Origin of the sequence: Sporosarcina beigongshangi, assembly GCF_033485195.1 — a bacterium.
Taxonomy (GTDB): domain Bacteria; phylum Bacillota; class Bacilli; order Bacillales_A; family Planococcaceae; genus Sporosarcina; species Sporosarcina beigongshangi.
This window is the reverse complement of record NZ_JAWLIR010000058.1, coordinates 1-12,174: the sequence shown is the minus strand read 5'-3', so window position 1 is coordinate 12,174 and position 12,174 is coordinate 1. Positions and strand designations below refer to the sequence as shown.

Here is a 12,174-nt window from a genome sequence, read left to right as displayed (position 1 = left end):
ATTAGGTAATGGCTTTTTTGTTGGTTATTTTTAATGAAAACTGAAGGCTTAGCTTACAATAGACTTATTCAATAAAATTACAATATAGATTAGGCATCTAGCGGCGTTAGTAGAATTTTTTATATCAATATATACGTGCTTTATATAACCAGGTAATGGTTTTTTATTTAATTATTAGAGTTTCAATTCTATGATCAATTGATTCAATGTCTATAAGTACCTTATTTATCTATTTCCTTGTATAATTCTTATAAAAGGAGCTGTTACTTTATGACAACAATTTACGATTTCTCGGTGAAAAAAGTGAATGGCCAGCTTCAAGAGATGGAAGAGTATAGAGATAAGACATTAATCATTGTCAATACGGCGAGTAAATGTGGCTTTACGAGTCAATTTAAAGAATTACAAGACCTTTATGAGGAGTATAAAGATCACGGCTTGGTTATCCTTGGCTTCCCATCAGATAACTTCAATAATCAGGAATTTGACGATATTGAAAAGACGATGGAGTTTTGTGAAATTAATTTTGGTGTAACATTCCCGATGTTTGCGAAAGTAGATGTCAAAGGTGATAATGCTGAACCTTTATTCACATTTCTTACTTCGGAAAAGAAAGGGATGCTAACCGAGGGAATCAAATGGAACTTTACAAAGTTTCTTATTGACCGTGAAGGCAATGTGATAGAACGAGTTGCGCCACAAATTTCACCACTCAAAATGAGGAAGTCAATTAACCAAATTATTTAGTGAATAATAGGAATACTTTTTCTTGATATCACTTCCTTGACAGGGAATGTGTCCGCTGATACCCTTTTAATAATATTCAACTGAGAATATATATACTAGGAGGCGTAATGGAATGTGGGAATCAAAGTTTGAGCGTGAAGGACTTACGTTCGATGATGTTTTGCTTATACCGGGACCATCTGAAGTATTACCTAAAGATGTGTCACTAACCGTTAATCTTACGGAGAAGATTAAACTAAACATCCCAGTTATTAGTGCTGGAATGGATACAGTCACAGAGTCAAAGATGGCAATAGCAATGGCACGTCAAGGCGGACTCGGTATCATTCATAAGAATATGAGCATTGAGGAGCAAGCGGAGTTAGTAGTTACTGTTAAACGTTCTGAAAATGGCGTTATTACAAATCCGTTCTATCTTACGCCCGAACATCAAGTTTTTGATGCAGAACATTTGATGGGCAGATATCGTATTTCTGGTGTTCCAATTGTTAATAATAATGAAGAGTTGAAGCTTGTCGGAATCCTGACGAATCGTGATCTTCGATTTATTCAGGATTATTCACTAATTATCGACGATGTGATGACAAAGGAAAATCTTGTGACGGCTCCTGTTGGGACAACTCTTGAAGATGCAGAGAAAATCTTACAAAAGTACAAGATTGAAAAACTTCCGATTGTAGATGAAGCTGGGATTCTTAAAGGTTTAATTACAATTAAGGATATTGAAAAAGTAATTGAGTTCCCGAATGCTGCGAAAGATAAGCATGGTCGTCTTCTTGTCGGTGCAGCGGTTGGTGTGACATCTGACACAATGCTGCGCATAGAAAAGCTTGTCAATGCGGAAGTCGATGTCATCGTTATTGATACGGCTCATGGACATTCTAAAGGTGTTCTAGACACTGTTAAACAAATTAGACAAGCATATCCTGACCTAGATATTATCGCAGGTAATATTGCTACAGCTGAAGGTGCACGCGCGCTTTACGAAGCAGGTGCCGATGTTGTTAAAGTTGGAATTGGTCCAGGTTCAATTTGTACGACACGTGTTGTTGCAGGAGTTGGTGTTCCGCAAATTACAGCTATCTACGAGTGTGCAACAGAAGCACGTAAACAAGGCAAGACGATTATTGCCGATGGTGGTATTAAATATTCCGGAGATATCGTCAAAGCGTTAGCGGCAGGCGGACATGTTGTGATGCTTGGAAGTCTTCTAGCAGGTACAACGGAAAGTCCTGGAGAAACCGAAATCTTCCAAGGCCGTCGTTTTAAAGTATATCGTGGTATGGGCTCGGTTGCGGCAATGGAGCGTGGGTCGAAAGATCGCTACTTCCAAGATGACGCGAAGAAGCTTGTACCAGAAGGAATTGAAGGGCGTATGCCTTATAAAGGTCCACTGTCGGACACTATTCATCAGTTAGTAGGTGGAGTTCGTTCAGGTATGGGTTATTGCGGTACAAAGGATCTGCATGATTTACGAGAAAAAGCACAATTTGTTCGTATGACAGGTGCAGGATTACGCGAAAGCCATCCACACCAAGTGCAAATTACGAAAGAAGCTCCGAACTATTCGTTGTAAGAAGTAAGGTTTCCTAAATTTGGAGTCAAAATAAAGGAACCCTAGCACCTTTTCTGCGTCTACATATGAGCAGAAAGGTGCTTTTTAGTTTTAGTACCCATATAGTACTGGAATTATGATAAAATGACCTAGGGGAAAAGCGATGACGGAGGTAGTATAGTGAAACAGATAATAAGAAAATGGGTGGCTGTATTATTGGTGCCACTACTAGTAGTAACAACATTTGGCATGGTTCCAGTTAAAGCGGAGTCTCCACTAGGTATCCATGTAGACGGTGCTATTTTAATTGATGCAGAAAGTGGAAAAATCTTGTATGAAGAAAATGCAGATACACCACTAGGCATTGCAAGTATGACAAAAATGATGACAGAGTATCTCCTTTTTGAAGCGATTAAGGAAGGGAAAATAAGCTGGGATCAAGAATATAAAGTGAACGACTACTCATATGCGATTTCACAGGATCGACGTCTTAGTAACGTACCACTACGAAGAGATGGTGCGTATACTATTCGTGAATTATATGAAGCAGTTGCCATCTATTCTGCAAATGCAGCGACAATTGCTGTTGCTGAAACCATTGCAGGTACAGAAACTGAGTTTGTGAAACTGATGAATGCAAAAGCGGAAGAACTTGGCTTGAAAGATTATAAATTTGTCAACTCGACGGGTTTGAATAATAGTGATTTACAAGGGATGCATCCGCAAGGGACAGGCGCAGAGGATGAAAACGTCATGCCTGCAAAATCCGTTGCAAAGCTTGCTTATCATTTGCTTCATGATTATCCAGAAGTTCTGGAAACAACAAAAATCAAGACAAAAATTTTCCGTGAAGGTACAACGGATGCTATCAAGATGGACAACTGGAATTTCATGCTTCCAGGGTTCGTTTATGAATATGCAGGTGTTGACGGTCTGAAAACAGGTACAACGAATTTTGCAGGGCATTCCTTCACAGGGACTGCAACACGTGATGGTAAGCGGATTATTTCTGTCGTCATGAAAGCAGTCGATGCGAATGGTGTCGGCTCTTACAAGGCACGCTTCGATGCGACACGCGCGTTGTTCGATTATGGCTTTAGCCAATTCTCAGAGGTAGAGTTCGTTCCTGCTGGTTATCAGTTCGAGAAACAAAAAGAGCTGGATGTTGTCAAAGGGAAAGAGAAAAAAGTATCTATCGCAGTGAAGGAACCGATTCGTATGATGATTAAGACGAGTGAGAAGGATTTATATGTACCTGAACTGACGATTGATGAATCAAAACTAAAAGAGGGCTTACTTCAAGCACCTGTTGAACAAGGTGCGGTTGTTGGTCATGTGAAACTAGTGAAAACCGAAGGAACTGATTATGGTTTCATTGATGCTGATCATTTAGAAGCTGAAATTGTGACAATGGATGCCGTTGAAAAAGCCGGATGGTTCTCCCTGATGATGGGTGGAATCGGTGATTTCTTTGCAGGTATTTGGAAGGGTGCAACTGGCTTTGTTAAAGGGCTATTTTAATTCAATAGGAAGTGTACACTTCCTATTGAATTAAAAATTTGGACGCAATTACACCTAGGCATAATTGATTTAGTAAAATAAAGGCGTGGAATCCTCAATAGGGTTCCGCGCCTTTTTCAATATGCCAACTTTTCATTAGGGCGTCCACAGTCTCTGTTATTTCAACGACCGATAGTCCGCCAAAGCCAATTAGAAAGGAAGGCTCACCTGACATCGGAGCTGTTCTGTAACCGTTTAAACCATAAACACGGATATTTGCGGCATCTGCTGCTTCCACCAGTGTTTCTTCGGTGGCATCTGTATGGACAGTTATGATTATATGCATACCCGCTTCATCACCAGAAAATGAGATATGTGGTGCATAAGCTATTAGTGCCTCGGTTAAAACTTGTAGCTTACGCCGATAAATTTTACGCATCCTGTTCAAATGACGTGAAAAATGCCCATCTGCCATGAAGCGGGCAAGAATATGCTGATTGAGTCGTGGTACGGTAGCTGCGTAGTGGATAAAAGCTTTTTCATATCGATCGAGTAATACGGGAGGGAGCACCATATAGGCGATACGTAGCGATGGCATGAGCGATTTTGAAAATGTACTCAAATAGATGACGTTGCCGCCTTTATCCATCCCTTGTAAGGAGGGAATGGGGCGGCCCGTATAACGAAATTCGCTATCGTAATCATCTTCGATAATGAAATGCTCGTCATGCGCTGAAGCCCAGTTTACTAAAGCGGTCCTGCGAGCCGCAGAAAGGACAGTACCGGTTGGGAACTGATGTGAGGGCGTTACGTAGGCAACGGTTGCTCTAGAGCGTTGTAGTGCTCGTACATCCATCCCTTCTTCATCGACTGTAATCGGAATTGCCTTTCTGTCATTGTGGAAAAAGACATGATGCGTGAGTGGATAACCAGGGTCCTCGATGGCATAAGTCGCGTGTTTACCAAGAATCCGGATGACGAGTGGCATGAGTTGTTCTGTTCCAGAGCCTATGATTACTTGTTCAGGCGTACAATCGACGCCGCGTGAATGGTACAAATAGCGGGCAATTTCTTGGCGTAGCTGGCTATCGCCGTGCGGATGCCCTAGGAGCAGGAGATTCTGTGATGATTCATCGATGACATCTTTGGCATATTTCCGCCATTGTGTAAATGGAAATGATTCTGTGTCAATTTTACCGGGCGAAAAATCGATGGACACCTCTTCTTTTTTTCGATGGATGGACTTCGCGGTGAGTTCTACAGGTTGAACATAGGCAAGTTCTTCAATGGCTTGTACATAATATCCTTTTCGGGGTTTTGATGAAATGAACCCCTCCGCTAGAAGTTGTGAATAAGCAAATTCGACAGTTGTCTGGCTAATATTTAGAAAATCGCTAAGTTTACGTTTAGATGGGAGCTTCATACCGATGGGTAATTTTCCATTGGTAATATCACGACGTATTTGGTCATAAATCTGCTCGTATAATGGAACACTTTGATTTTTTTCTAACTTAATTAACAACATATCCATGTTTATCATCCTATCTGACCCTTTCAATATATACAGTACTGACTATTTTAATAAGGTCATAATCCATTATACTGAATAATATGAAAAGGGGGAAGGTAAAAATGAATTTTCAATATGGCGGTGTCATCATGGATGTTATTAATGCGGAACAGGCAAAAATTGCGGAAGCCGCAGGTGCAATTGCTGTAATGGCATTGGAACGTGTACCTTCGGATATACGGGCGGCAGGCGGTGTCGCACGTATGGCAGACCCACGCATCATTACAGAAGTACAAGGGGCGGTATCGATTCCGGTTATGGCAAAGGCTAGGATTGGTCATATATCTGAAGCGCATGTACTGGAAGCACTGGGCGTCGATTATATTGATGAAAGTGAAGTACTAACACCGGCGGATGAAGAATATCATTTGCTGAAAAGCCAATATAACGTACCCTTCGTTTGTGGAGCGCGTGATCTTGGAGAAGCAGCTCGCCGCCTTGGTGAAGGTGCAAAAATGCTTCGCACGAAAGGTGAACCAGGTACGGGCAATATTGTTGAAGCCGTACGTCATCTTCGTAAAGTGAATGCACAGGTGAGCCGGATCGTTCATATGAATGAGGATGAAATTATGACGGAAGCACGTGATCTTGGCGCACCGTATGAAATTTTATTGGCCATTAAAAAACATGGGCGTCTTCCTGTCACCAACTATGCAGCAGGTGGCGTGGCAACACCTGCTGATGCTGCATTGATGATGGAACTTGGCGCAGATGGGGTATTTGTAGGATCAGGAATCTTCAAATCCGAAAACCCTGAGAAGTTTGCACGTGCGATTGTTCAAGCAACGCAAAACTTTAAAGATTATCAACTAATCGGTGAGCTTTCCAAAGATATCGGTACGCCAATGAAAGGTTTGGAAATGGGTACACTTCAGGCAGAAGAACGTATGTCGGAACGTGGTAAGTAAATTACTTAGTTGAAAGCGGAGGAATCATCCTTCGTTTTTTTGTATACTAAAATGGAGGTGATAGGCGTGGAAAGATTAAAAGTTTTTGATGAAAGCTATACATATGTAAAAGAAGCCGACAGGGATGAAGTGCACCGGCAAGGCTTATGGCATGAAACGTTTCATTGCTGGCTAGTGGATGATGAGTTTGTTTATATTCAAAAAAGAAGTGCTGTGAAAAAAGATTTCCCAGGTTTATTTGATATTACGGCTGCTGGGCATATTTTGGCGACTGAGACAGTGATGGACGGGATTCGTGAAGTGGAGGAGGAACTGGGCTTAGCGGTAGATATGAAAAGGATAGATGCAAAAGGCATTATACGGGATGTCATCGAATTACCGGGCTTTATTGACCGTGAATTCGCAAATGTATTTTTATATCATTCAACCTATCAGCCAAGTGAATTTTTACTGCAACAAGAGGAAGTAGCAAGTGTTCATGCTGTGAAAAGACAGGAATTGAGGAATCTTTTTTTGATTGAAACTGAAGTAGTAGTATGCACCAATATTTTTGATGGAACGGTGTTAGAAATTGGTTTGGTTGATTTTGTACCGCATGAACGAACTTATTTTGAACAAGTTGCACGATTACTGAAATGAGAGTCGATGGAAGCGTATACAATTTTATTTCGTACGACTTGCTAAAATGCTGTTCTTGTAGTAAGGTATTTGTAATTGCAAATAGGAGACGATGATGGAGAGTAGTAGCAAGCACGTTTTTTTTGAAGAGAGCCGACGGGTGGTGGGAGTCGGTAAAAACACTTGTGAATCCGTTCCTGAGTAGCTGGGCCGAACGAATAAGTAAGCCTATGCCGGTGCTTGAGCCGTTATTTCAATGAAGTGGATTGGACAATAAGTGTCCGGTCAATTTGGGTGGCAACGCGGGTAGTTCTCGTCCCTTTTATAGGGGATTTGGGGGCTTTTTTTATTGCCTAGAATCCATCATCGTCAATATTTTAAGGAGGAATTGTCCATGCTTGATATTAAAAAAGTTCGCGCCAATTTCGATGAGGTAAAAGAGAAGCTCGCAAAACGTGGGGAAGATCTTTCAGATTTCGATAAGTTCGGTGGTCTCGATGAAAAGCGCAGGGAATTGATTGCGAAAGTAGAAGTGCTGAAAGCAGAACGTAACGAAGTATCTCAAAAAGTTGCGGAAATGAAACGCAATAAAGAGGATGCAGAGGAATTAATTGCACGTATGCGCGCGGTTGGAGATGACATTAAAAAACTCGACGAGGAACTGAGCCAAGTAGAGGAACAACTTGAGTACATTATGATGCGCATTCCGAATATCCCACATGAGAGTGTTCCTGTTGGCGATAGCGAGGACGACAACGTTGAAATGGCTACTTGGGGAGAGCTCCCAGTATTTGAATTTGAACCGAAACCGCATTGGGAAATCGGTACGGATTTGAACTTGCTTGATTTTGAGCGTGCTGCAAAAGTGACGGGAAGTCGTTTCGTCTTTTACCGTGGAATGGGTGCACGTTTAGAGCGTGCATTGATAAACTTCATGATGGATTTACACCAGGATGAGCATGGCTATGAGGAAATGCTGCCTCCATACATGGTAAATCGTGCGAGCTTAACGGGGACAGGACAGCTTCCGAAGTTTGAGGAAGATGCGTTTCTTATTCAAGAAGAGGATTATTTCTTAATTCCAACGTCTGAAGTACCTGTTACGAACTTTTACCGAGATGAAATTTTGGATGGTGCACAACTTCCAGCTGCGTTTGCTGCGTATAGCACAAACTTCCGCTCAGAGGCAGGGTCTGCAGGTCGTGATACGCGTGGGTTGATCCGTCAGCATCAGTTCAACAAGGTGGAGCTAGTTCGTTTTGTGAAACCGGAAGATTCTTATGATGAGCTGGAGAAATTAACAGGACATGCAGAGAAAGTGTTGCAGTTGTTAAAGCTTCCGTATCGTAAGTTAAAAATGTGTACAGCAGATCTTGGCTTTACGGCTGCGAAAAAGTATGATCTTGAAGTATGGATTCCGACACAGAATCTTTACCGTGAAATCTCATCTTGTTCAAACTTTGAAGATTTCCAAGCACGTCGTGCGCAGATCCGTTTCCGTCGTGAAGCAGGTGCAAAACCTGAATATGTGCATACATTGAATGGTAGTGGCTTGGCGATTGGTCGTACAGTAGCGGCAATCCTTGAAAATTACCAGCAGGAAGACGGTTCTGTTGTTATTCCTGAAGTGTTGCGCCCGTATATGGGTGGAAAAGAAGTTATTACGAAGTAAATAAGGAACGTAGTCTAAGGTCGCGACATCGTGTCGCAACAAGGAAGGATGCAATTTAATCCTTTCCCACTGCATGACCTACATCCTGTAGGCCCAGGCGTGCGCTGAAGTCATTCGACTTTCTGCGCCGCCTCTTTTTTTGCTTGCTTTTTCCGTTCTCGAATAGCTCTAAAGAATGCTGTCAGCATCTCCCCACATTCATCTGCTAACACACCTTCTACTACATCACATTCATGATTAAATCGTGGATCATTCAACAGACGGTATAGCGAATCTACACAACCACCCTTTGGATCACGAGCAGCGTAAACAACGCGCGGAATTCTGGATTGTAAAATGGCACCTGCACACATTGGGCATGGTTCGAGTGTGACATATAAAGTTGTATCTTCAAGTCGCCAGCTCCCGATTTCCTGACAGGCTTCTTGAATGGCAGATAGTTCTGCATGGGTGACGGCATTTTGTGTGGTTTCCCGTAAATTATGAGCACGCGCAATGACCTGGTCGTTATATACAATGATTGCGCCGATTGGCACTTCCCCAATTGCTTGCGCCTTCATCGCTTCTTCTATGGCTAGTTGCATATATCGTCGATCTTTTTCAAATGTAATCATCCCACATCACTCCTTGAAAGTAGTGTAGCATGAATCAAATACTCCTCGGCAAATTTGGCCCAGATTTTTATCGAGTCTGTTCGATAAATTCCTAAAGAAAGTATTTGCTGAATAAAGTTAAAATTGTTCCACGTGAATCATTTCATTGTAATCACTCTATTTTTCATTCCCTCCGTATGATAAAATAAGGAGCATTACCTATTTGTATGATGAAGGAGGATTTCCGATGTCGGTTCCGTTCATAGCGGTCGAAGGGCCGATTGGTGTTGGAAAAACATCACTTTCCACAGCCATCGCAGACACACAGCAATTCCATCAGCTAAAAGAAATTGTGGATGAAAATCCATTTTTAAATAAATTCTACAACAACATTGAGGAATGGAGCTTCCAAACCGAAATGTTTTTTCTCTGTAATCGCTATAAACAGCTTAGTGATATTAAAAATGAAATTTTAGTTGAACAGAAATCAGTTGTTGCTGATTATCATATTTTTAAAAACCTTATTTTTGCGAAACGTACATTGATCCCTGAAGAGTATGCGAAGTACGAAGAAATCTATAAAATTTTAACGCAGGACATGCCTGTACCGAACGTTATCGTTTACTTGCATGCAAGTTTAGATACGCTTATGAAGCGCATTGATATGCGCGGTCGTGATTTTGAAAAAAATATGGATCCCGCTTATATGCAGCAACTATCGGAAGACTACGAGACGTTCATCACTTATTTTGAAACGGCACATCCTGAAATTCCTGTGCTTCGATTCAATGGAGATGAGCTAGACTTCGTGAATAATGCTAAGGATTTGCAATTCATTTTAGATACCGTTGATGCAACGATACAAAAAGGAGCAGCTTTGAATGAACTTACGTGAAAAATATGGTATTCCTAATAATGCGGTCATTACTATTGCCGGGACGGTTGGTGTTGGAAAATCAACGATGACGCAGGCACTTGCAGATGCGCTGAATTTTAGGACATCCTTTGAAAATGTCGATCAGAACCCGTATCTTGATCGTTTTTATGATGACTTTGACAAATGGAGTTTCCATTTACAAATCTATTTCTTGGCAGAGCGTTTTAAAGAGCAGAAGCGTATTTTTGAATATGGTGGCGGGTTTATCCAAGACCGTTCGATTTATGAGGATACAGGGATTTTTGCGAAAATGCATCAGGAAAAGGGTACGATGGATCCTGTTGACTATGAAACGTATACGAATTTGTTTGAAGCAATGGTGATGACACCTTATTTCCCACATCCCACTTTGCTCGTCTATTTGGAAGGCTCGCTGGATGAAATTGTGGCACGTGTTCAAGAACGTGGGCGTCCAATGGAGCAGCAGACACCAATTTCTTATTGGGAAGAGATGCATGGTCGCTACGATAAATGGATTAATTCGTTCAATACATGCCCTGTGCTACGGCTTGATATTAATGATTATGATTTGATTAAAAATCCACAAGAAGTAGAAACAATTGTAGAGCGAATTGGATATATGCTTGATCAGACAGCTTTTTTGAGAAAGTAACCACAATTGTGGTTACTTTTTTTCATTCTACGAATAAGATAGAGTGTTTACACTTACGGAAGTTTTGGGAGTTGGGATGGCGTGAATCATTATTGGGGGAGAGTGTATTTATACTGTTATCCGATGCAGCCTTGTTTGATAGGGCCATTGGATTGTGTCAATAAGGCAGAAGCAGCGTTAAGAAGTACAATGCGGCGTTTGTGGGGAGAGCATATTACCTGGACGAGGGCTACTGTCAGTAGTCTTGTTTTTAGCTTGCCGGACGTTAGTTTTGTTATGGCTCGTCTTCTTCGTTCTGCAATGGATCTGGGTGGTACATTGCGCCCTTTTTATGGAGAAGAGGTGGCCAAAAGATATAGCCAATTGTTAACAAGGTATATCACACTAGTAGGTGACTTCATCAACGCTACATTAGTAGGAAATGTAGAAAAGGCTGAGGTGATAGAAAAGAATTGGTTTCGCAATGGAACGGAGATTACGCTATTTTTAAGTAATATCAACCCTTATCTAACCGCAGTAGAGTTTCAGGAGATGTTTGACGAGCAATTGATGCTTATCAAGCAAGGGATGATGAGTATGCTCGGCAAAGATTTGAAAGCGAGTGTAGATCTATTTGACTTAATGGAGATAGGGGCTTTGGAAATGGCAGATATGCTGTCGAATGCGATTATTAAGCAATTTCCCTATAAGTTCATGTCGGTGTACGGATGATTGAGTAAGCAGTAAAGGAGAGAATAAAGTGCATTCTTATTCAAATGAACGTGCTTCTTTGAACATGGAACCCTATGCGCAATATACAGCCCCCGTCAGGTATATTTTAAACAATGCGGCCGATCCACATGGAAAATGCTATATAAGCAAGGCAGAAGTCGATTTTATAAGCATGAATCGGCTTTTGTGGATGGAGCATGTTAACTGGACGCGAATGACAATCATTAGCATTGTATTTGGCTTGCCTGATTTACAGTTTGTCCAAGAGCGGTTATTAAGAAATGCAACGGATTTGGGGAATTGTTTGCGCCCTTTTTACGGGGATCAAATAGCGGATCGCTACACTGTGCTTATTAAGGAGCATCTATTGCTAGCTGCACAATTGGTCACAGCAGCTGCAAAAGGAGAAGAGCAAAAGGCGGCGGAGGCAGAGAGGCAGTGGTATCGAAATGCAGACGATATTGCTGAATTTTTAAGTGATATCAATCCGTATTTAGGTATTGAGGAAGTAAGGCAAATGTTTTACATGCACCTGGCTTTAACAAAGCAGGAAGCCGTTTATATGATACAGAAAAACTATCAAGCAGATGTTGAAGTGTTCGATAAAATCGAAGCGCAAGCTTTGGAAATGTCGGATATGATAGCGAATGCGATTGTGAAGCAATTTCCAGGTATGTTTTTGCCACTATGTTAAGAAAAACGGCACATCATCCAATGAGATGGTGTGCCGTTTTTCTTCATTCAGCAAAT

12 protein-coding genes and 1 other annotated feature are annotated in these 12,174 nt (G+C 41.4%); of the genes, 10 read left to right on the top strand and 2 right to left on the bottom strand.

Annotated elements, in window-relative coordinates:
• Nucleotides 1-270: 270 nt before the first annotated feature.
• From R2B77_RS17045 to R2B77_RS17035, 3 genes are all read left to right on the top strand, one after another.
• Complete coding sequence (locus R2B77_RS17045) at nucleotides 271-747, top strand: glutathione peroxidase (RefSeq protein WP_203249215.1); 477 nt, start codon at nucleotides 271-273, stop codon at nucleotides 745-747.
• Between the two features lie 112 nt (nucleotides 748-859).
• The gene (guaB, locus tag R2B77_RS17040) at nucleotides 860-2,323 is read left to right on the top strand and encodes an IMP dehydrogenase (protein WP_203249214.1); all 1,464 of its coding nucleotides are present in this window, start codon (nucleotides 860-862) and stop codon (nucleotides 2,321-2,323) included.
• Nucleotides 2,324-2,482: 159 nt separating this feature from the next.
• Nucleotides 2,483-3,823 carry a serine hydrolase gene (locus R2B77_RS17035; RefSeq protein ID WP_203249213.1) on the top strand — a complete coding sequence of 447 codons (1,341 nt, stop codon included), beginning with the start codon at nucleotides 2,483-2,485 and terminating at the stop codon, nucleotides 3,821-3,823.
• Nucleotides 3,824-3,917: 94 nt separating this feature from the next.
• Here the strand turns inward: R2B77_RS17035 and pdxR are convergent, their stop codons facing one another.
• Nucleotides 3,918-5,333 carry a MocR-like pyridoxine biosynthesis transcription factor PdxR gene (pdxR, locus tag R2B77_RS17030; RefSeq protein ID WP_203249212.1) on the bottom strand — a complete coding sequence of 472 codons (1,416 nt, stop codon included), beginning with the start codon at nucleotides 5,331-5,333 and terminating at the stop codon, nucleotides 3,918-3,920.
• 80 nt (nucleotides 5,334-5,413) lie between these two features.
• On the opposite strand from pdxR, the gene pdxS reads away from it, so the two are divergent.
• The 3 genes from pdxS to serS all read left to right on the top strand — a co-directional run bounded on the left by pdxS (nucleotide 5,414) and on the right by serS (nucleotide 8,570).
• Nucleotides 5,414-6,280: a pyridoxal 5'-phosphate synthase lyase subunit PdxS gene (pdxS, locus tag R2B77_RS17025; protein WP_203249211.1), complete on the top strand. Its 867-nt coding sequence runs from the start codon at nucleotides 5,414-5,416 to the stop codon at nucleotides 6,278-6,280.
• A gap of 66 nt (nucleotides 6,281-6,346) precedes the next feature.
• Nucleotides 6,347-6,919 (top strand): NUDIX hydrolase, encoded by a 573-nt coding sequence (locus R2B77_RS17020; protein ID WP_203249210.1) that lies wholly within the window; start codon nucleotides 6,347-6,349, stop codon nucleotides 6,917-6,919.
• Nucleotides 6,920-7,001: 82 nt separating this feature from the next.
• Nucleotides 7,002-7,222, top strand: a binding site (T-box leader).
• Between the two features lie 70 nt (nucleotides 7,223-7,292).
• Nucleotides 7,293-8,570: a serine--tRNA ligase gene (gene serS / locus R2B77_RS17015; RefSeq protein ID WP_203249209.1), complete on the top strand. Its 1,278-nt coding sequence runs from the start codon at nucleotides 7,293-7,295 to the stop codon at nucleotides 8,568-8,570.
• A gap of 110 nt (nucleotides 8,571-8,680) precedes the next feature.
• Here serS and tadA read toward each other — a convergent pair whose 3' ends face one another.
• Nucleotides 8,681-9,184: a tRNA adenosine(34) deaminase TadA gene (gene tadA, locus R2B77_RS17010; RefSeq protein ID WP_203249208.1), complete on the bottom strand. Its 504-nt coding sequence runs from the start codon at nucleotides 9,182-9,184 to the stop codon at nucleotides 8,681-8,683.
• Nucleotides 9,185-9,410: 226 nt separating this feature from the next.
• Between tadA and R2B77_RS17005 the strand changes: the two genes are divergently transcribed.
• The 4 genes from R2B77_RS17005 to R2B77_RS16990 all read left to right on the top strand — a co-directional run bounded on the left by R2B77_RS17005 (nucleotide 9,411) and on the right by R2B77_RS16990 (nucleotide 12,118).
• A complete protein-coding gene (locus R2B77_RS17005) occupies nucleotides 9,411-10,058 on the top strand; it encodes a deoxynucleoside kinase (RefSeq protein ID WP_203249207.1) in 648 nt (215 codons plus the stop codon).
• Nucleotides 10,045-10,713: a deoxynucleoside kinase gene (locus R2B77_RS17000; protein ID WP_203249206.1), complete on the top strand. Its 669-nt coding sequence runs from the start codon at nucleotides 10,045-10,047 to the stop codon at nucleotides 10,711-10,713. The genes R2B77_RS17005 and R2B77_RS17000 overlap by 14 nt, the downstream gene beginning before the upstream one ends.
• 81 nt (nucleotides 10,714-10,794) lie before the next feature.
• The gene (locus R2B77_RS16995; protein ID WP_203249205.1) at nucleotides 10,795-11,424 is read left to right on the top strand and encodes a hypothetical protein; all 630 of its coding nucleotides are present in this window, start codon (nucleotides 10,795-10,797) and stop codon (nucleotides 11,422-11,424) included.
• A 64-nt stretch (nucleotides 11,425-11,488) separates the two neighbouring features.
• A complete protein-coding gene (locus R2B77_RS16990) occupies nucleotides 11,489-12,118 on the top strand; it encodes a hypothetical protein (RefSeq protein ID WP_212391950.1) in 630 nt (209 codons plus the stop codon).
• Nucleotides 12,119-12,174: the final 56 nt, after the last annotated feature.